The organism is Roseococcus sp. YIM B11640 (assembly GCF_049727625.1).
In the GTDB taxonomy this organism is placed as follows: domain Bacteria; phylum Pseudomonadota; class Alphaproteobacteria; order Acetobacterales; family Acetobacteraceae; genus Roseococcus.
Map to the genome: position 1 here is coordinate 28183 of NZ_JBBJOZ010000006.1, position 18031 is coordinate 46213.

At 70.9% G+C, this 18031-nt stretch carries 18 protein-coding genes; 9 read left to right on the top strand and 9 right to left on the bottom strand.

Annotated features, from left to right (window positions below; translation table 11 throughout):
- Window positions 1–30 precede the first annotated feature (30 nt).
- Window positions 31–189 carry a preprotein translocase subunit SecE gene (locus WJM96_RS20235; RefSeq protein ID WP_424814363.1) on the top strand — a complete coding sequence of 53 codons (159 nt, stop codon included), beginning with the start codon at window positions 31–33 and terminating at the stop codon, window positions 187–189.
- A gap of 61 nt (window positions 190–250) precedes the next feature.
- Window positions 251–586, top strand: coding sequence for a GFA family protein (locus WJM96_RS20240; RefSeq protein WP_424814364.1), 336 nt, complete (start codon window positions 251–253; stop codon window positions 584–586).
- A 128-nt stretch (window positions 587–714) separates the two neighbouring features.
- Here WJM96_RS20240 and ndk read toward each other — a convergent pair whose 3' ends face one another.
- A complete protein-coding gene (ndk, locus tag WJM96_RS20245; protein WP_424814365.1) occupies window positions 715–1137 on the bottom strand; it encodes a nucleoside-diphosphate kinase in 423 nt (140 codons plus the stop codon).
- An 84-nt stretch (window positions 1138–1221) separates the two neighbouring features.
- Between ndk and WJM96_RS20250 the strand changes: the two genes are divergently transcribed.
- On the top strand, window positions 1222–3078 hold the full coding sequence (locus WJM96_RS20250) for an ABC-F family ATP-binding cassette domain-containing protein (RefSeq protein WP_424814366.1): 1857 nt from the start codon (window positions 1222–1224) through the stop codon (window positions 3076–3078).
- 102 nt (window positions 3079–3180) lie between these two features.
- Here the strand turns inward: WJM96_RS20250 and WJM96_RS20255 are convergent, their stop codons facing one another.
- Window positions 3181–3924, bottom strand: a complete 744-nt coding sequence (locus WJM96_RS20255) for a GntR family transcriptional regulator (RefSeq protein ID WP_424814367.1) — start codon at window positions 3922–3924, stop codon at window positions 3181–3183.
- A gap of 93 nt (window positions 3925–4017) precedes the next feature.
- Between WJM96_RS20255 and WJM96_RS20260 the strand changes: the two genes are divergently transcribed.
- From WJM96_RS20260 to WJM96_RS20270, 3 genes are all read left to right on the top strand, one after another.
- Entirely contained in the window at window positions 4018–4632 is a 615-nt protein-coding gene (locus WJM96_RS20260) for a hypothetical protein (protein ID WP_424814368.1), read from the top strand.
- 58 nt (window positions 4633–4690) lie between these two features.
- Window positions 4691–5623, top strand: a complete 933-nt coding sequence (locus tag WJM96_RS20265) for a glucokinase (RefSeq protein ID WP_424814369.1) — start codon at window positions 4691–4693, stop codon at window positions 5621–5623.
- Between the two features lie 64 nt (window positions 5624–5687).
- Window positions 5688–7046, top strand: coding sequence for an LLM class flavin-dependent oxidoreductase (locus WJM96_RS20270; RefSeq protein WP_424814370.1), 1359 nt, complete (start codon window positions 5688–5690; stop codon window positions 7044–7046).
- Here the strand turns inward: WJM96_RS20270 and WJM96_RS20275 are convergent.
- Genes WJM96_RS20275 through aspS form a run of 4 tightly spaced genes read right to left on the bottom strand, consistent with a single transcriptional unit; the run spans window position 7012 to window position 10989 of the window.
- Window positions 7012–8298 (bottom strand): MFS transporter, encoded by a 1287-nt coding sequence (locus WJM96_RS20275; RefSeq protein WP_424814371.1) that lies wholly within the window; start codon window positions 8296–8298, stop codon window positions 7012–7014. The two genes, WJM96_RS20270 and WJM96_RS20275, sit on opposite strands and share 35 nt — an antisense overlap.
- 48 nt (window positions 8299–8346) lie before the next feature.
- A complete protein-coding gene (locus WJM96_RS20280) occupies window positions 8347–8745 on the bottom strand; it encodes a MarR family winged helix-turn-helix transcriptional regulator (RefSeq protein WP_424814372.1) in 399 nt (132 codons plus the stop codon).
- 46 nt (window positions 8746–8791) lie between these two features.
- On the bottom strand, window positions 8792–9166 hold the full coding sequence (locus WJM96_RS20285) for a RidA family protein (protein ID WP_424814373.1): 375 nt from the start codon (window positions 9164–9166) through the stop codon (window positions 8792–8794).
- A 38-nt stretch (window positions 9167–9204) separates the two neighbouring features.
- The gene (gene aspS / locus WJM96_RS20290; RefSeq protein ID WP_424814374.1) at window positions 9205–10989 is read right to left on the bottom strand and encodes an aspartate--tRNA ligase; all 1785 of its coding nucleotides are present in this window, start codon (window positions 10987–10989) and stop codon (window positions 9205–9207) included.
- A gap of 108 nt (window positions 10990–11097) precedes the next feature.
- Here aspS and rnd point away from each other — a divergent pair, with 108 nt between their 5' ends.
- Window positions 11098–12273: a ribonuclease D gene (gene rnd, locus WJM96_RS20295; RefSeq protein WP_424814375.1), complete on the top strand. Its 1176-nt coding sequence runs from the start codon at window positions 11098–11100 to the stop codon at window positions 12271–12273.
- Between the two features lie 70 nt (window positions 12274–12343).
- On the opposite strand, the gene WJM96_RS20300 is transcribed toward rnd, so the two are convergent.
- The 3 genes from WJM96_RS20300 to WJM96_RS20310 all read right to left on the bottom strand — a co-directional run bounded on the left by WJM96_RS20300 (window position 12344) and on the right by WJM96_RS20310 (window position 15857).
- Complete coding sequence (locus WJM96_RS20300; protein WP_424814376.1) at window positions 12344–13429, bottom strand: calcium:proton antiporter; 1086 nt, start codon at window positions 13427–13429, stop codon at window positions 12344–12346.
- Window positions 13426–14619 (bottom strand): pyridoxal-phosphate-dependent aminotransferase family protein, encoded by a 1194-nt coding sequence (locus WJM96_RS20305; RefSeq protein WP_424814377.1) that lies wholly within the window; start codon window positions 14617–14619, stop codon window positions 13426–13428. The genes WJM96_RS20300 and WJM96_RS20305 overlap by 4 nt, the downstream gene beginning before the upstream one ends.
- A 62-nt stretch (window positions 14620–14681) precedes the next feature.
- Window positions 14682–15857, bottom strand: coding sequence for a M20/M25/M40 family metallo-hydrolase (locus WJM96_RS20310; protein WP_424814378.1), 1176 nt, complete (start codon window positions 15855–15857; stop codon window positions 14682–14684).
- A 46-nt stretch (window positions 15858–15903) separates the two neighbouring features.
- Between WJM96_RS20310 and WJM96_RS20315 the strand changes: the two genes are divergently transcribed.
- On the top strand, window positions 15904–17241 hold the full coding sequence (locus WJM96_RS20315; RefSeq protein ID WP_424814379.1) for a M28 family peptidase: 1338 nt from the start codon (window positions 15904–15906) through the stop codon (window positions 17239–17241).
- A gap of 104 nt (window positions 17242–17345) precedes the next feature.
- A complete protein-coding gene (locus WJM96_RS20320; protein WP_424814380.1) occupies window positions 17346–18005 on the top strand; it encodes a DUF1028 domain-containing protein in 660 nt (219 codons plus the stop codon).
- Window positions 18006–18031 lie beyond the last annotated feature (26 nt).

The window sequence follows — 18031 nt, forward strand, 5'->3', positions numbered from 1 at the left end:
ACGCTTTACCGCTTTGAGGGAACCTGGACCGTGGCCGAGCAGCAGATGCACATCGATATGGTCGAGGTGAAGCCCGAGGACATCATCGGCGACCGCCGCGCGATGTACGAGGCCTTCCTGAAGGCCGCCGTCTGGGGCATCGGCGCCACCGCGGTGCTGCTGGTCCTGCTCTACCTGATCTGGGGCTGAGATGAGCCAGGCCGGGTCGTGCCATTGCGGCGCGGTCCGGTTCCGGATCACTGCGCCGGTCGTGGAGCTCACGACCTGCGACTGCTCGCTCTGCGTCAAGAAGAACGCGCTCATGACCAAGGTGCATGAGAGCGAGCTGGAGATCCTCTCCGGCGCCGAGAGCCTGCGGGAATACCGCTGGAACACGCATCGGGCCCGGCATTTCTTCTGCGGCGAGTGCGGGATCTACACCTTCCACCGCAAGCGCGCCGCGCCGGATCATTTCGGCGTGAACATCTTCTGCCTGGACGGTTTCGACCACTCGGCCATCCCGGTCCGGGCGACGGAGGGGATCGGCATGACGGTGACCGGCCCCAACCCCCGCGACGAGTGGCCGGGCCCGCGCGAGGCCCCATAGAAAACGGCCCAGGGCGAACCCCGGGCCGCGAGCGCGAGCACCCAGACCATCGGCGCGATCGGGCGCGTCAGTCCCAGGCGCAAAGCCAAGCGCGCGGATGCGCGCGCCCGGCGCTTCGCCGCACTAAATTACGGCAGGATCTCGAGGCCGGCGAAGAAGTAGGCGATCTCGATCGCCGCGTTCTCCGGGCTGTCGGAGCCGTGCACGCTGTTCGCCTCGATGCTCTCGGCGAAAAGCTTGCGAATGGTGCCCTCGGCGGCGTTGGCCGGGTTGGTAGCGCCCATCAGCTCGCGGTTCTTGGCCACGGCGTTCTCGCCCTCCAGCACCTGCACGACCACGGGGCCCGAGGTCATGAAGGACACCAGGTCCTTGAAGAAGGGCCGCTCGGAATGCACGCCGTAGAAGGTCTTGGCCTGGGCCTCGCTCATCCAGATGCGCTTCTGGGCGACGATACGAAGGCCGTTCGACTCGAACACGGCGTTGATCTTGCCGGTGAGGTTACGGCGGGTCGCATCGGGCTTGATGATGCTGAAAGTGCGTTCGGTGGCCATGCGGGCGTCCTTTTTGAAGCAGGTGCGCGGCAGATGCCCAAGCAAGCTCTCCCGCGCAAGCCCTGGAATCGCTAAATCGCGCGCATGACCGTTCTCACCATCCAGGACCTGACCATCCGCATGGCCGGGAGGCCCCTGCTCGAGGGGGCCTCGCTGCAGGTCGACACGGGCCGCAAGATCGGCCTGGTGGGCCGCAACGGCGCGGGCAAGTCCACGCTGATCCGCGCCATCCTGGGCGATATCCAGCCCGATGCGGGCGAGATCCGCCTCGCGCAGCGCGCGCGCATCGGCCATGTGGCGCAGGAAACCCCGGCCGGCGACGCCAGCCTGCTGGACATCGTGCTGGAGGCGGATACCGAGCGCGCCGCGCTCCTGGCCGAGCTGGAGGGGCACCCCGAGGGCGTCCGCGCCGCCGAGATTCATGAGCGCCTGATCGCCATCCAGGCCGATGCCGCGCCAGCCCGCGCGGCGACCATCCTGGCCGGCCTCGGCTTCGACGCCGCGGCCCAGGCGCGGCCGTCCAAGGAGTATTCGGGCGGCTGGCGCATGCGCGTCTCGCTGGCCCGCGCGCTATTCCTGGAGCCCGACCTGCTGCTGCTGGACGAGCCCACCAACCACCTCGACCTCGAGGCCGCGATGTGGCTGGAGGGCTGGATCCAGCGCTTCCAGGGCGCGGCCATCATCATCAGCCACGATCGCGGGCTGCTGGAGCGCTGCGTGGACGCCATCGCGCATCTCGACCGGCAGAAGATCACGCTCTACCCCGGCAATTTCGAGAATTTCGTGCGCGTGCGGACCGAGCGCGCGGCCCAGCAGGCGGCGATGAACGCGAAGCTGATGGCGCAGCGCGCGCATATGCAGTCCTTCGTGGACCGCTTCCGGGCCAAGGCCACCAAGGCCCGCCAGGCGCAGTCGCGCCTCAAGGCGCTGGAGCGCATGCCCGCGATCGAATCCGTCATCGAGGACCACGCGACGCAGTTCACCTTCCCGCAGCCCGAGCAGCTTCCCCCGCCCATCCTCACGGTCAATCGCGGGCAGGCGGGCTACGGCAACCACGTGGTGCTGCGCGGCCTCGACATCCGCATCGACCAGGAGGACCGGATCGCGCTGCTGGGCGCGAACGGCAACGGCAAGTCCACGCTGGCGAAGGTGCTGGCCGGGCGCCTCGCGCCGCTTTCCGGGGACGTGCACCGGGACCGGCGGATGCGCGTGGGCTATTTCGCGCAGCACCAGGAAGACGACCTCGACCTCGACGGCACGCCGCTCTCCCACATGCTGGAGGCGATGCCCAAGGCCACGGCCACTCAGGCGCGCAGCCAGCTGGCGCGCTTCGGCCTGGATGCCAACCGGGCCGAGACCCAGGTGAGGGGGCTTTCGGGCGGCGAGAAGGCGCGGCTGCTCATGGCGCTGACGACGCGCGACGCGCCGCACATGCTCATCCTCGACGAGCCGACCAACCACCTCGACATCGACGCGCGCGACGCTCTGGTGAAGGCGCTGGCGGATTACGAGGGCGCCGTCATCCTCATCAGCCACGACCCGCATCTGGTGGAGCTTGTGGCGGACCGGCTCTGGCTGGTGGCCGAGGGCCAGGTGACGCCCTTCGACGGCGACCTGGACGACTACCGCGCGCAGCTCGGCGGCCGGGCGGCGGCGAGGCCGCGCGAGGAGAAGAAGGGCGCGAAGCCTGCGCCGGTGCAGGACAACCGCCCCAATCTCGCGCCCCTGCGCGCGCGGCTGAAGGGCATCGAGACGACGCTCGCCAAGCTCGCGGAGGAGGCGAAGGTCATCGAGAACGCGCTCAACGACCCGCGCCTCTACGAGCGAGGCAAGACCGACCTCATTGCCCGCGCCACCACCCGCCGCGCCGAGATCGCGAAGGATGTCGAGCGGCTGGAGACCGAGTGGCTCGGCATCACGGAGAAGCTGGAGGCAGCGTAGCCGAACGAGGCGGCGCGTCGGGCCGGGAGCGCGAAGCCGCGACCGCGCCCGGACCGTCCCTCGAAGCCAGCGCCCCCGCCGCCTTCGGGCGGCAAAAACCTTCTACTCGCGCTTCACTACGGCCCGGTAGGTGAAGCGCGCTGCGGGGTGGCAGCTTTCCGAGATCTCGAAGAAGCGGCCGTTCTGGTCCATGTAGCGCCGCCGGATCATGAGCGCGGGGGAGCCCGCCTCCGCATCCAGCAGCATCGCCTGGGATTCCGGCACGCCGCAGGCGGTCAGCTCGACCTCGACGGTCGAGATGCGGACGCCGAAGCGGCGCTCGACCTCGGCATAGACGGGACCGCGCTCGGTGCCGAGGCCGTCCACGGCCGCCGCGTAGTCCAGCGGGATGAAGACGCTGGTGCAGCAGATGGGCGCGGTGGTGATCCGCGCGCGGCGCAGGGTTTCCACGCGCAGCCAGGTTTCGCCCTCGGCCACGCCGAGCAGGGCGGCGCGCTCGGCATCCAGCTTCACCTCGCGGGCGCTGAGCAGGGTCAGCCAGGTCTCGGGCGGGTATTGCAGCAGCCCGCCCATGCTCGTGATGTCCTGCACGAAGCGCTCGGGCGGCTCATGGGCGATGACGCTGGTCCCGCTGCCCTGCCGGCGGGAAACGAGCCCCGCTTCCTCCACGAGGCGCAGCGCCTCGCGGATGGTGTGGCGGGAGGCGCCGTGAAGGGCGCAAAGCTCCGTTTCGGTCGGCAGCATGGCGCCGATGGGGTGGCGGCCGCTGCGGATCTGCTCCAGGAGCTCGTCGGCGATCTGCCGGTAGCGCGGGCGGGGATCCGCGGAATCTCGTCTCGTGTTCATGACCGGGCCTCTGTAGTCGCGGGGGGCCATTTAGGCCAGCACGCCCGGCGGGCCGTTAAGCGCCCTTTCACCGCCGCGGCCTAAGGGAGAGGCATGGAAGACGGACTCAGGGCGATGACGGAGGCAATGACGGAGGCGGTCCGCGCCGCCATCCGTGCGGAGATCGCCCCGCTCCATGCCTTTCTGGACCGCCGCCTGGCCGAGCTGAGCGCCGAATTGCGCGCGGCCATCGAACTCGCCGACATGACGGAGGAGCGCCTGGCGGCCGAGATCGGCCAGATCCGGGACCGGATCGCGGTTCTCGTGGCTGCGCCCGCGCTCGGCGCCCGCAACAGCGGCGTGGAGCTGGAGGCGGTCGTCATGGCCACGGAAGCCGCCGCCAACCGTATTCTGGAGGCTGCGGAGGCCATCCAGGACTGGGTGCGGGAGCAGAAGCCGGGCGATGCCGGCGCCGTGGCCGAGCGGGTGAACGCGATCTTCGAGGCCTGCAGCTTCCAGGACGTGACCGGGCAGCGCGTCCGCCGCGCCATCCAGCATTTGCATGAAGCCGAATCCGCGCTGGAACGCTTCCTGCCCCCGGCGCCCGGATCTGGCGAGCCGCCGCGGCCCGCCCCGGTGGTGATCCGCACTGCGATGGCGACCGTCGCCGCCGCCCCGGGCTCCCCCGATCTGGGGCAGGAGGGTATCGACGCCCTTCTGGCAGGGTAAGGGCGTGCTAACCTTCTGAGCGGGGCGGAGTTTAAGCCCCTCAGGCTGGGGAGGACGAATGGCCCGCACCTTCATCGCGGATCTCGGGGGGACACGGGCGCGCTTCGCCCTGGCCGAGGGCGGACGCTATGCCGAGATCGTGGCCCTGCGGGTAGCGGATTACCCGGAACCTGCCGCGGCCATGCGCGAGGCCATGGCCGAGCTGGGTGGCACCCCCGAACAGGCGATCCTGGCCGTGGCGGCGCCGATCTCGGAGGGCCGGGCGCGCCTGACCAACGCGCCCTGGCTGCTGGATGCCGCGATGCTGGCGACCGAGCTGGGCCTGGCGCGGGTGCGCCTGATCAACGACCTTCAGGCCCAGGCGGCGGCGCTGCCGGCGCTGGCGCCGGACGATCTGCTCACCCTCGCGGAGGGCGAGCCCGTGCCGGAAACGCCGATGGCCGTGGTGGCGCCGGGCACCGGCCTGGGCGTCGCGGCCTACCTTCCCGGCCTCGGCGTGCTGGCGACGGAGGCGGGGCATGCCTGCTTCGCCCCCCGCGACGCGGAGGAGGAGGCGCTGCTCGCCTGGATGCGGCAGGGGCAGGGCACCGTCTCGACCGAGGACCTGCTGGGCGGCATCGGCCTCTCGCGCCTGCATGACGGCCTGGCGCGGCTGCGGGGCGTCGAGGTGCCCCTGCGCGACGGCGCGGCCATCGACGCGGCGGCCGAGGCGGGCGACCCCTTCGCCTGCGAGGTGGTGGCGCTGTTCTGGCGCGCGCTGGGCGGCTTCTGCGGCGACGTGGCGCTGACGCTGGGCGCGCGGGGGGGAGTGTTCCTGGCGGGCGGCGTCGCGCAATCCTTCGCGGACCAGTTGCCGCTGGCCGATTTCCTGGAACGCTTCCGTGACCGCCCCCGCATGCGGGACTATCTGACGCGCATTCCCATCCGGCTGATCCGGCATCCGCAGCCGGGGCTGCTGGGCCTCGCGCGCTGGGCGGAAACCGTGCCGTAGGGTTGCCACGCGCGAGCAAATCGCGCCCGATGCGACGAGAAAATCGTATCGAGGAAACGACCACATGGCCCGAGCCGGCGACATGGCGCTCATCGCCTTCCTGCAGGCGCAGAACTGCTCCAACTATCCCGGCTCATGGCGGCATCCCGAGGCGCAGCAGGGATATCTGACGCCGCAATACTACCAGCACATCGCCCGCACGCTCGAGGCCGGGCGCTTCCACATGGCCTTCTTCGACGATCGCCTGGCGATGCCGGACATCCTGGGCCGCGACCATGCGGAGGCGGTGCGCAACGGCATCCGCGTGGTGAAGATGGACCCGGCCACCATCCTCAGCGCCATGGGATATGCGACGGAGAAGCTCGGCCTCGGCGCCACCTATTCGACCACCTATTACGAGCCCTTCCACGTCGCCCGCGTCTTCGCGACGCTGGACCACATGCTGGGCGGGCGCGTGGCCTGGAACGTCGTGACCTCGCTGAACGATTCCGAGGCACGCAACATGGGCCGCGCCGAACATCCGGAGCACGATCTGCGCTACGACCGCGCCGACGAGTTCATGGAGATCGTGCTCTCGCTGTGGGACAGCTGGGGCGACGACGCTATCGTCAACGACCGCGCTTCCGGCCTCTTCGCCGATCCCTCCAAGGTCCGGCGACTGGAACATGACGGGAAGTGGTTCCAGGCGCATGGCACCTTCACCGTGCCGCGCACGCCGCAGGGGCGGCCCATGATCATCCAGGCCGGGCAGAGCGGGCGCGGCCGTGCCTTCGCGGCCGGCTGGGGCGAGCTGATCTTCGTCAGCCAGCGCAACATCGAGGCCGCGCAGAAGGGCTACCGCGAATTCAAGAACGCGGTCGCGAGCTTCGGCCGCAATCCCGACGAGGTCCGCATCTGCCCCGCCGTCTACTGCATCGCGGGCGAGAGCGAGGACGAGGCGGCGGAGAAGCGGGCGCTCGTCGAAAGCCTGGCCAAGCCGGTGGATGGGCTCGCGCTGCTCTCGGAGGTTCTGAACTTCGACTTCGCCAGCAAGGGCATGGATGAATCCTTCACCGACGAGGAGCTGGCCGGGATCAAGGGCCTCCAGGGCATCCGCGACCGCGTGGTGCAGGATTCGGGCAAGAAGAACCCGACGCTCGGCGATTTCGTGCGGGTGAGCGGGCGCGGCACCATCCGTGAGTTCACGGGCTTCTACGGCACGCCCGCGCGAATCGCGGACGAGATGACGGCCTGGTACGAGAGCGAGGCCTGCGACGGCTTCGTGATCGCCGCCACGCACATCCCCGGCAGCTACGAGGATTTCGTGCGGCTCGTGGTGCCGGAGCTGCAGCGCCGCGGCGTCTTCCGGAAGGAATTCGCGGGGACGACGCTGCGCGAGAATCTAGGCCTCAGGCGGGCTTCACCTTTCGACTGGAAGCGCTGACCGGCACGTTCTCGCGGATCAGCACCACCAGGAGCGCGGCGACCAGGCACAGCAGGCCCGCGCCGAAGAAGGCGGGGAGGTAGCTCTCGTATTCCGTGCGGCTGAAGCCCGCGGAATAGGCCGCGAAGGCGGCGCCCAGCTGGTGGCCGGCGAAGATCCAGCCGAAGACGAGGTTGGTGCTTTCGCCGAAGCGCTCGGCCGCCAGCTTCACGGTGGGCGGCACGGTCGCGATCCAGTCCAGCCCGTAGAAGACGGCGAAGAGCGAGAGGCCGTAGATCGAGAAATCCGTGAAGGGCAGGTAGAGCAGCGAGAGGCCGCGCAGCCCGTAGTACCAGAAGAGCAGCCAGCGGCTGTCATAGCGGTCCGAGAGCCAGCCGGAGCCGATGGTGCCCGCGAGGTCGAAGATGCCCATCATGGCCAGCACGCTGGCCGCCGCCACCGGCGCCATGCCGTAGTCGCCGCAGAGCGAGACGAAATGCGTCTGCACCAGCCCGTTGGTGCTGGCGCCGCAGATGAAGAAGGTGCCGAACAGCACCCAGAAGGTCGCCGACCGCGAGGCCTCGCGCAGCGCCAGGATGGGCGAGGCCAGCATGGCGCCGAAGGTGGCGGGCGCGGGCGGGGTGGGGGCGATTTCCGTCGCGCCATAGGGCGCGAGGCCGAGGTCTGCCGGGCGGTCGCGCATCAGCGCGAGCACGGCGACGGCGGCGACCAGCAGCATCGCCAGCACCAGCAGCATGGCCATGCGCCAGCCCCAGGCATCGGTCAGCGCGGCCATCAGCGGCAGGAAGAGGAGCTGGCCGGTCGCGCTGCTGGCCGTCAGCAGGCCGAGCGCGAGGCCCCGCCGCTTCACGAACCAGCGCTGCGCGACGGTGGCGCCCAGCACCATCGCCGTCAGGCCCGTGCCGAACCCCACCACCACGCCCCAGAGCAGCATGAGCTGCCAGAGCTCCGTCATGACCAGCGAGCCCAGGATGCCGGCCGCGATCAGCCCCAGCGCCGTCGCCGCCACGGGCCGCAAGCCGAAGCGGTTCATGAAGGCACCCGCGAAGGGGCCGGTGAGGCCGAAGAGCAGCAGGCGGATGGCGAGCGCGCTGGAGATCTCGGAGGTTTCCCATCCGAATTCGCGCTGCAGCGGTGCGATGAGCACGCCGGGCGCACTGACGGCCGCCGCCGTGACCAGCATGGTCAGGAAGGTGACGGCCACGACGACCCAGGCGTAGTGCACGCCCTGGCGCTGAGGGGATGGGGGCATCGGAACGCTCCTTCAAAACGGGTATATGCCCGTAAATGGCTGAAAAAATCAGAGATCCTGCAGCGCGGTGCACAATTCCTTGACGCCGGTGGGGCCGAGGCGCGCCTCGATCCCGGCCTGCGCCTGATCCCACAGCGGGGTGCCGATCGCGAGCGCCTGGCGCCCGGCCTCGGTGAGGGTGACGACGGCCTCGCGCTGGTCGGCGCCGCGGCCCAGGCGCGCGAGGCCCATGCGCTCCAGCACCCGCACGTTCCGGCCGATGGTGGAGCGGTCCAGCTCGGCGATCCGGCCGAGCTCGGTCAGCGTCGCGCCGCCGGCGCGGCGGATGCGCTGGAGGAGGCTGTATTGGGCGACATTCACGCCCGCGGGCTCCAGCGCCTTGTCGTAGATGGACGACAGGCGCCGGGACGCGGCCTTCAGGATGTCGCAGTAGCAGGTGCCGGACATGAAGCGGGTATATGCCCGTACCGCGGCGGTTTCAAGAGGGGAACGATCAGGCCGGCAAGGCGGCCGTGATGATGATCTCGATGAGATCGCCCTCGGGCATGCGGGATTCGACGAAGGAGCGCACGGGGCCGAAGCCGTCGGGCATCCAGCTCGCCCAGGCCTCGTCGAAGGCGGGCTTGTTGTCGTGATCCGTCACCACGATCTCGGCCTTCACGATGCGCGTGCGGTCCAGCCCGGCCTCCTTCAGGTAGCCGTCGATGACGCCCAGCGCGCCCAGCGTCTGGACGCGGATATCCTGCGTGCGGTCGGGCGAGACCGCGACCGCCCAGAGGAAGCCGCCGCCGCCCGGCAGGCGGTAGACGGCCACCGAGGATTTGCTCGGGAGCTTCTTGTTGGGAAGGCGGGTGATATCGGCGGTCATGCGCGCAGCGTCGCACGCATGACCGGATTGGCAAGCCGTCAGCCGGCCTTCTTGGGCGGCGGCATGTCGATCTTGATCGACAGCTCCTTCAGGCGCGGCGGATCCACCTCGGAGGGCGAGCCCATCATCAGCTCCTCGCCCTGCTGGTTCATGGGGAAGAGGTTCACCTCGCGCAGGTTCGGCTCCTCGGCCAGCAGCATGACGATGCGGTCGATGCCGGCGGCCATGCCACCGTGCGGCGGCGCGCCGTAGCGGAAGGCGTTCAGCATGCCGCCGAAGCGCTCCTCGACCGTCTCGGGCGGATAGCCCGCGATGCCGAAGGCCTTCACCATGATCTCCGCCTTGTGATTGCGGATCGCGCCCGAGGCCATCTCGTAGCCGTTGCAGACGATGTCGTACTGGTAGGCCGGGATGGTCAGCGGGTCCTTGGTCTCCAGCGCTTCCATCTCGCCCTGCGGCATCGAGAAGGGGTTGTGGCTGAAGTCGACCTGGTTGGTCTCCTCGTTCAGCTCGTAGAACGGGAAGTCGGTGATCCAGCAGAAGCGGAAGCCGGACTTTTCGGTGAGGCCGAGCTCGTTGCCCAGGCGCAGGCGCGTCTGGCCCGCGAACTTCGCGGCATCGGCCTCCTTGCCGGCGGCGAAGAACACCGCATCGCCCGGCTGGAGGCCGCAGGCGACGCGGATGGCCTCGGCGCGGTCGGCCTCCAGGTTCTTCGCGATCGGACCCTTGGGGCCCTCGGCGTCGAAGGTGATGTAGCCGAGGCCGCCGGCGCCCTGCTCGCGCGCCCACTCGTTCAGCTTGTCGAAGAAGCTGCGCGGGTTGCCGCCGGCGCCTGGGGCCGGGATCGCGCGCACCACGCCGCCGCCCGCCGTGATCTTGGCGAAGAGGCCGAAGCCCGAGCCCTTGAACTGCTCGCTGACGTCACGGATCACCAGCGGGTTGCGCAGGTCCGGCTTGTCCGAGCCGTAGTCCAGCATCGCCTTGGCGTAGGGGATGCGCTTCCAGGGGCCGGCATCGACGGCGCGGCCCTCGGCGAATTCCTCGAAGGTCCCGCGGATCACCGGCTCCATGCTGGTGAAGACGTCCTCCTGCGTGACGAAGCTCATCTCGACGTCGAGCTGGTAGAACATCAGCGTGCGGTCGGCGCGGCCGGCCTCGTCGCGGAAGCAGGGGGCGATCTGGAAGTAGCGGTCGAAGCCCGCGACCATGGTCAGCTGCTTGTACTGCTGCGGCGCCTGCGGCAGCGCGTAGAACTTGCCGGGATGCAGGCGGGCCGGGACCAGGAAGTCGCGCGCGCCCTCGGGCGAGGACACCGTCAGGATCGGCGTCTGGAACTCGTTGAAGCCGGTCGCGATCATGCGGCGGCGGATGCTGTCGATGATCTGCGCGCGCAGGATCATGTTGCGCTGCAGGCGCTCGCGCCGCAGGTCCAGGAAGCGGTAGCGCAGGCGCATCTCCTCCGGCGCCTCCTGCTCCTGCGCGACCTGGAAGGGCAGCACGTCGGCGGCGGATTGCAGCACCAGCTCCTTGACGCGGAGCTCGATGGCGCCGGTGGGAAGCTTGTCGTTCACCGTGCTGCCCTCGCGCGAGACGACCTCGCCGGTGACGGTGATGACGCTCTCGGGGCGCAGCTTGTCGGCGGCCTCGAAGACGGGCGAGCCCGAGGGGATCACGCACTGCGTCAGGCCATAGTGATCGCGCAGGTCGATGAAGAGCAGGCCGCCATGGTCGCGCTTGCGGTGCACCCAGCCGGAAAGGCGGGCCGTCTGCCCGGCATTCTCGGCGCGCAGGGCGCCGCAGGTGTGGGTGCGATAGGCGTGCATGGGAAACCTTGCGGGTCAGGATAAACGACGGCGGAAAGGGCCCGCCCGGGGGCCTCATGTCAAGCCGTGCCCTTGCATAGCGGCCGATCCGGCGCCAAAGGCAGGCCCATGGCCCGCCCGAACGACCCGAATCCCCGCCTGATCACCCAGGCCGCCGACCTTGCCGAGCTCTGCGAGCGCCTGCGGCAGGAACCCTTTGTGACCGTGGACACCGAGTTCATGCGCGAGCGGACCTACTGGCCCGAGCTCTGCGTCGTCCAGCTGGCGGGCCGCGAGGATGTGGCGGTGGTGGACGCGCAGGCCGAGGGCATGGACCTGGCCCCCCTGGGAGACCTGCTGGCCGACCCCGCGGTGGTGAAGGTCTTCCATGCGGCGCGGCAGGATGTGGAGATCTTCCTGCTGAAGTTTGGCGCCGTGCCCACGCCGCTCTTCGACACCCAGGTGGCGGCCATGGTGGCGGGCTTCGGCGACCAGGCCAGCTACGACAGCCTGGTCCGCGCCCTGGCCGGCGCCTCGATCGACAAGGCGCACCGCTTCAGCGACTGGTCCGCCCGGCCGCTCTCGGCGGCCCAGATCGCCTATGCGGCGGCGGACGTGACCCATCTGCGCCGCGTCTATACCAGCCTGCGCGAGCGCCTGCTGGCCGAGGGGCGGCTGGACTGGGTGGCGCAGGAGATGGACGCGCTGCTGGAGCCCTCCACCTACATCACCGAGCCGGAACAGGCCTGGGAGCGGCTGAAGCCCAAATCCAGCAACCGCCGCTTCCTGGGAACGCTGCGCGCCGCCGCCGCCTGGCGCGAGGCCGAGGCGCAGCGCATCAACATCCCCCGCGGGCGGCTGGTGAAGGACGAGACGCTGCTCGAGGTCGCGGCCACGGCGCCCGAGACGGCGGACCAGCTGGCCCGGGCCCGGGGCATTTCCGAGGGGTTCGCGCGTGGCAAGTCCGGCGCCTCGCTGCTGGAGGCCCTGGCCGAGGCGAAGAAGCTGCCCGAGGAGGCGCTCCCCATGCCGCTGGAGGCCCGGAAGGGCGCGGGGGCGTCGCCGGCCCTGGTGGCGCTGCTGAAGGTGCTGCTGGCGGCGGCGGCCGAGGCGAACCACGTGGCGCCCAAGCTCCTGGCCGATACCGAGGACCTGGAGCGCCTGGCGAGCGAGACCGACCCCGACATCCGCGCTCTCAGCGGCTGGCGGCGGGAGGTGTTCGGGGCGGATGCGCTGGCGCTGAAGCACGGCCAGCTGGCGCTGGGCGCCGCCGGGCGTCGCGTGCGGCTGATCCGGACGGAATAGCCCCCGCCGCGACCGCGAAGCGCGACCGCCCGGCGCGTGAGGGCGAAGAATATCCTGAGCGCCGTGGCGCTCAGGGCATGAAGATCAGCGCCAAATAGGTCACGAACAGGACGAGATGGACCGCGCCCACCAGGATGTTGGTGCGTCCCGTCCCGAAGGTCAGCAGGCTCACGAAAAGGGTGAGTAGCAGCAGGCTCCGCGCTTCCTGGGACAGGCCCAGCACCACGGCCTGGCCGGTGATCAGGCAGACCAGCATCACCGCCGGGATCGTCAGCCCGATGGTGGACAGCGCCGAGCCCAACGCGATGTTCATCGCACGCTGCAGCCGGTTGGCACGGGCGGCGGCGACGGCGCTGATGCCCTCGGCCGCCAGGACCAGCACGGCGATGAGCAGCCCGCCGACGGCCGGCGGCAGGGCCAGCGCCAGGGCGCCCCGCTCGATGGCCAGCGAGAGGTCGTCGGCCAGGAGCAGCACGGGCAGCAGGCTCAGCACCAGCCAGACGGCGTGGTGGCGCACGCTCCCGCTGGCCTGGTGGCCATGGGTCTCCTCCTCGGGCGGCCTGTGCGCCGGCTCCTGGAAGAAGGTGCGGTGGCGGCTGGTCTGCACCTGCAGGAAGACGCCGTAGAGCAGCAGCGAGACCGCCGAGAAGAAGAGGGCCTGCCCCATGGTGAAGCCGTGTGTCGGGCGGCTGGTCGTGAAATCCGGCAGCACCAGCGTCAGCACCGAGAGCGTCGCGATCACCGAGAGGTAGGCCGACGCCCCGGAGAGGTTGAACTCCTGCTCCCCATGGCGAATCGCGCCGATGACGAGGCAGAGGCCCACCAACCCGTTCAGCACGATCATCAGCACCGCGAACATGGTGTCGCGCGCCACCTGCGGGTCCTCCTCGCCGGTCAGCATGGCGCCGGCGATGAGCGCGACCTCCATGATCACGGCGGAGAGGGTGAGGATGAGCGTGCCATAGGGCTCGCCCAGCAGGTCCGCCAGCGCGTCCGCGTGGCGCACCACCGTGATGGCGCACCAGAGCAGGAGCGGGAACAGCCAGAGGAAGAGAAGGCCCGGCGGCGTGCCGTTGCCCAGCAGCGGGGCGACGGCGACGCTGGCCAGGCCGAGAAGGGCGGCCGCTTCCCGCTGGGGGAACGGCCGCCCGGTCATTCGGCGGCGCGGGCCAGGGGTGCCGCCGCCCCCGCCAGGAAAGCGGACGCCGCCGCGGCACCGGCGCCGGCCGGGCATTCGTGCCCGAGTTCCCGCAGCACGGATTCGAGCTGCAGCAGGTCCGTCAGGATGGTCGCCTCGTCATGGCCGCCCATGACGCCGATGCGGATGACCCGGCCCTGCAGCCGGTTGCGCGCGCCCGCGATCACCGCCGCGTGGCGCTGGTACATGAGGCGCACGATGTCCCCGCCCGCCAGGCCCTGCGGCACCTCGAAGACGACGACGGTCGCGGAGCGGAGCGCGGCCTGGGTGAATTCCCTCAGGCCCAGCGCCGCGCCGCCCGCCCGCAGCGCGTCCGCCAGGCGCCGGTGGCGGGCCAGGACGCGGGGCAGCGTCTCGGTCTCGATCAGCCCCAGCGCGGCGTGCAGCGCCGCGACATGGCTGACGCTGGGGGTGAAGGGCGTCTCCTGCTTCTCGGCCGCGGCGAGCGCCTTGCGGAAATCGAAATAGAAGCGGGGCATCGCCTCGTTGCGCATGACGCGGGCACGGGCGCGCTCGGAGAGGCTGACGAGGCCCAGACCCGGCGGGCACATCAGCGCCTTCTGCGAGGCCGAGACGACCGCGTCCACGCCCCATTCGTCCTGCCGCATCGGGAGCCCGCCCAGGCCGCTGACGCTGTCCGTCACCAGCAGGGCGCGGGTGCCGCGCACCGCCGCGCCGAGGGCGGCGAGGTCGGCCACCGCGCCTGTCGAGCTCTCGTTGTGGGTGACGAGGACGGCGCCGTAATCCTGCTCGCGCAGGCGGGCGGCAACCACGGCGGGGTCCGGCGCCTCGCCCCAGGGGAAATCCACCGTGTCCACGGCGGCGCCCAGCGCGCGGGCGATCTCGGCGAAGCGCTCGCCGAACTGGCCGTGGATGACGACCAGCACGCGCTCGCCGGGGGCGAGGAGGTTGGCGAGCGTCGCCTCCATGGCCGCCGTGCCGGACCCGGCCAGGAAGATCACGGGGTTCTGCGTGCCGAGCACGGGGCGGATGCCCGCCTCCACCGCTTCCAGCATGGCCCGGAACTCGGGGCCGCGATGGTTGATCATGGGCCGCGCCATGGCCGCGCGGACCGCCTCGGGAACCTCGGTCGGCCCCGGCAGGCGCAGGCGGTAGCCGGGGGGCGGGGTCAGCGGGTTCTCGGCCAAGGCGGGCTTCCTTCGGGGCGATGCGGAAGGGTCAGGTGGAACCGGTTCGCCAGCGAGTCAATTCAGGCCTTCACCCGCCCCTCGGCGGCGGCGGCCATCAGCCCGGCCAGCACCGCGCCGCGCGTGACGATGGAGGAGACCTCCACCTGCTCGCGCCGGCTGCAGGTGTCGTGCGTGACGGGGCCTAGCCCGTCCAGCGTCGGCACCCCCAGCCGCGCCGCGAAGCTGCCATCCGACCCGCCGCGCGAGACCACCGAGAAGACCGGGATGCCGAGCTCCCCGCAGAAGCCCTCCGCCAGGCCGTAGAGCGAGAGCGTGCCCGGCAGCGTCGGGAAGGCCGGGCGCGTGAAGCCGCCCCGGAAGGCGATGGAGACACGCGGATCGGCGGGGGCGCGGGCGGCCAGTGCGCGCACCTCGGCCAGCAGCTTCTCCGCCGCGGCGTCGTCGGGCGCGCGCAGGTCCACATGCATCTCCGCCTGGCCGGAGACGACCTGCCGCGCCTCGCCGCCCCGGAAGATGCCGACGGAGCAGCCGAGGCCGTTGGCCGGGTCTCCCATCGCCTCCAGCGGGCCGACGAGGGCGGCGAGAGCGGCGATGGCGCTGGCGCCGTTCTCGCGGTTGGCGCCGACATGGGCGGTGACGCCGGTCGCGGTCAGGTAGACCGCGCCGATCGCGCCGCGCCCGATCACCATGCCGCCGCCGGGGCGGCAGGGCTCGAGCGTCAGGCAGAGGTCGCTCTCGCGCGAGACCTCCTCCAGCCAGTGGCGGCTGCCGGGGCTGCCGATCTCCTCGTCCGGCACGATGCAGAAGGTGACGGAGGCGAGGCCGCCCAGCGCCTTGTCGGCGAGCAGGAACTTCAGCGCGTGGATGGCCATCACGACATTGGTCTTCATGTCGCCGACGCCGGGGCCGGTGATGCGGTCGCCGTCCCGCCTGAAGGGCCATTCGGCGGCGATGCCGGCGGGCCAGACGGTGTCCGCATGGCCGAGGACGAGCAGGCGCGGCCCGTTGCCGCCGATGTGCAGCCGCGCCGTCATCTGGTCGCCGAAGCCGGGCAGGGGCTTGCGCTCCACCGCGAAGCCGAGGCCCGCGAGCGCGCCGGCCCAGACGTCGATCACGGCATTCACGCCGCCCGCCATGTAGGAGCCGCTGTCGATGTTCACCACGCGCTCGGCCATGGCGAGGATGGAGGGGAGTTCCTGTTCCATCCGCGCGGCGCAATGGGCGATGTCGGTCATCTTCGGTTCCTCCGAAAGCTTCGTGACAGCCTAGACCTCGCGCGGCATGCGCGTCACCCTGCCGCCGGAGCTTCAGGAGACGGCGATGCTGCGGCGCGAGATGATCGAGACGGTGCTGGGACGCATCTGGGCCTCGCCACGCATCAACGAGGATTTCGCCGCGATCTGCGCGACGGGCGGCCGCTTCTCCGGCACCGCGAGCGAGAAGGCGGCGGTGGAGCTGCTGGCGAAGCGCCTCGCGGAAGCCGCCGGAACGCCCGTCCGGCGCGAGGCGATTCCCTATCGGGGCTGGACCCGCCATGGCGCGGGCGTCACCGACGCGCGGGGGCGGGAGCATCCCGCGCATGCGCTGGGCCGCTCGCCCTCCACGCCCGAGGGCGGGCTGGAGGCGCCGCTGCTCGACCTCGGCCGCGGCACGCCGGAGCAGATCGCGGAAGCCGGCGAGAAGGTGCGCGGCGCCATCCTGCTGGTGCGGCACGAATACATGATCGGCACCGGCCATGTGCATCGCCGCAAGAAGTACGAGACCGCGCGCGCGGCGGGGGCGGCGGGCTTCCTCATCGCCTGCAACGAGCCGGGGATGCTGCCCGTCACGGGCTCGGCCGGCGATGGCGAGCCGGGCAACATTCCCTGCCTGGGTCTTTCCTATGAGACGGGTGCCGCGCTGGCCGCGCAATCGGGCAGCCGTATCCGTCTGCACGTCGCGGGCGAGTTCGAGGCGCGCGAGGCGGAGAACCTCTTCGCGACCATTCCGGGGCGGGAGCCGGAACTCGTCGTGCTCTCCGCGCATATCGACGGGCACGACCTGGCCTGCTCGGCCATCGACAACGCCACGGGCCTCGCCTGCGTGCTGGCAGCGATGGAGGCGATCCGCGACCTCGTGCCCGGCCTGAGGCGCGGCGTGCAGGCCGCGATGTTCAACATCGAGGAATGGGCGCTGCTCGGCTCGGCGGCGCATCTGAGGAACCTGCCGTCAGGCGAACGCGACAAGCTGGTGCTGAACGTCAACCTGGACTCGCTCGCCGGTGCGGAGGGGCTGACGGCGCTGACGAGCGGCGCGCCGGGCGTGGCCGATTTCATCGCGGGGGCGCTGGCGCCAACCGGGCTTTCCATCGGCACCTACGCGCCCTTCATGGGCAATTCCGACCATGCGAACTTCATCCGCCACGGCATCCCGGCCTTCCGGCTCTGCGCGGGCTTCGATGCGCCGCAATCCAACATGCGCTTTCTGCTGACGCCCGCCGACACGCCGGAAAAGGTGGCGCCGCACCAGCTCAAGCTCGCGGCCTCGGTCGCGGCGCTGCTGGTGCTGGCCGGATGCGCCGCCGAAACGCTTCCCCCGCGCTTCGGCGCGGAGACCGTTCGGCGCATCACCGGTGGCTGAGTGCTGTGCAACATGCCTCGCCATGGGGCAATCGCCGCGCTTTTCGCTGGACAAGTTCCCCGCCGCCCCCCTGACATGATCTTCATGCGGAGTAGCTTCTTGCCATGACCTATTCGCTTCTCGGCCGCTGCGAACGCACGGGACAGTTCGGCGCCGCGGTGACGACGTCGAGCCTCGCCGTCGGCTCGCGCGTGCCGCATGTGGCGCCGCGCATCGGCGGCGTGCTGACGCAGCATCGCACCGACCCGCGCCTGGGCCCGCGCGGGCTGCAGCTTCTCGCGGGCGGCTGCTCGGCCGAGGAGACGCTGGCCGCGCTCGTCGCCAGCACGCCGGACCACAAGTGGCGGCAGCTCGCCTGCATGGACGCGCAGGGGCGCACCGCGCATTTCCACGGCGCCGCCGTGAAGCCCGCACTCAACGCCGTGCACGTGAAGAACTGCGTGGCCATGGGCAATATCCTGGCCAACGACCGCGTGCCCGCCGCCATGGCCGAGGCCTTCCTGCAGAGCGAGGACCAGCCCCTGGCCGAGCGCCTGGTGCGCGCCATGGAGGCCGGCGAGGCCGCGGGCGGCGAGGGCAAGCCCGTGATCTCCGCGGCCCTGCTGGTCATGGAGCGCGAGGTCTTCCCGCTGGTGGACCTGCGCGTGGATCTCGCCCCCGAGGCGATCTCGGCGCTGCGGACGCTGTGGGACGCCTATGCGCCTTCCGTCGAGGTCTTCGTTACCCGCGCCGTGGACCCCGACGCCGCCCCCGGAGTCACCTAGCCCCGCTGATTTCGCATGATCGCGGG

Excerpts from the sequence above, each read along its gene's own strand:
- ndk (WP_424814365.1), bottom strand. The coding sequence starts at position 1,137 with ATGGCCACCGAACGCACTTTCAGCATCATCAAGCCCGATGCGACCCGC.
- WJM96_RS20250 (WP_424814366.1), top strand. The coding sequence starts at position 1,222 with ATGACCGTTCTCACCATCCAGGACCTGACCATCCGCATGGCCGGGAGG.
- WJM96_RS20255 (WP_424814367.1), bottom strand. The coding sequence starts at position 3,924 with ATGAACACGAGACGAGATTCCGCGGATCCCCGCCCGCGCTACCGGCAG.
- WJM96_RS20260 (WP_424814368.1), top strand. The coding sequence starts at position 4,018 with ATGGAAGACGGACTCAGGGCGATGACGGAGGCAATGACGGAGGCGGTC.
- WJM96_RS20265 (WP_424814369.1), top strand. The coding sequence starts at position 4,691 with ATGGCCCGCACCTTCATCGCGGATCTCGGGGGGACACGGGCGCGCTTC.
- WJM96_RS20270 (WP_424814370.1), top strand. The coding sequence starts at position 5,688 with ATGGCCCGAGCCGGCGACATGGCGCTCATCGCCTTCCTGCAGGCGCAG.
- WJM96_RS20275 (WP_424814371.1), bottom strand. The coding sequence starts at position 8,298 with ATGCCCCCATCCCCTCAGCGCCAGGGCGTGCACTACGCCTGGGTCGTC.
- WJM96_RS20280 (WP_424814372.1), bottom strand. The coding sequence starts at position 8,745 with ATGTCCGGCACCTGCTACTGCGACATCCTGAAGGCCGCGTCCCGGCGC.
- WJM96_RS20285 (WP_424814373.1), bottom strand. The coding sequence starts at position 9,166 with ATGACCGCCGATATCACCCGCCTTCCCAACAAGAAGCTCCCGAGCAAA.
- aspS (WP_424814374.1), bottom strand. The coding sequence starts at position 10,989 with ATGCACGCCTATCGCACCCACACCTGCGGCGCCCTGCGCGCCGAGAAT.
- rnd (WP_424814375.1), top strand. The coding sequence starts at position 11,098 with ATGGCCCGCCCGAACGACCCGAATCCCCGCCTGATCACCCAGGCCGCC.
- WJM96_RS20300 (WP_424814376.1), bottom strand. The coding sequence starts at position 13,429 with ATGACCGGGCGGCCGTTCCCCCAGCGGGAAGCGGCCGCCCTTCTCGGC.
- WJM96_RS20310 (WP_424814378.1), bottom strand. The coding sequence starts at position 15,857 with ATGACCGACATCGCCCATTGCGCCGCGCGGATGGAACAGGAACTCCCC.
- WJM96_RS20315 (WP_424814379.1), top strand. The coding sequence starts at position 15,904 with ATGCGCGTCACCCTGCCGCCGGAGCTTCAGGAGACGGCGATGCTGCGG.
- WJM96_RS20320 (WP_424814380.1), top strand. The coding sequence starts at position 17,346 with ATGACCTATTCGCTTCTCGGCCGCTGCGAACGCACGGGACAGTTCGGC.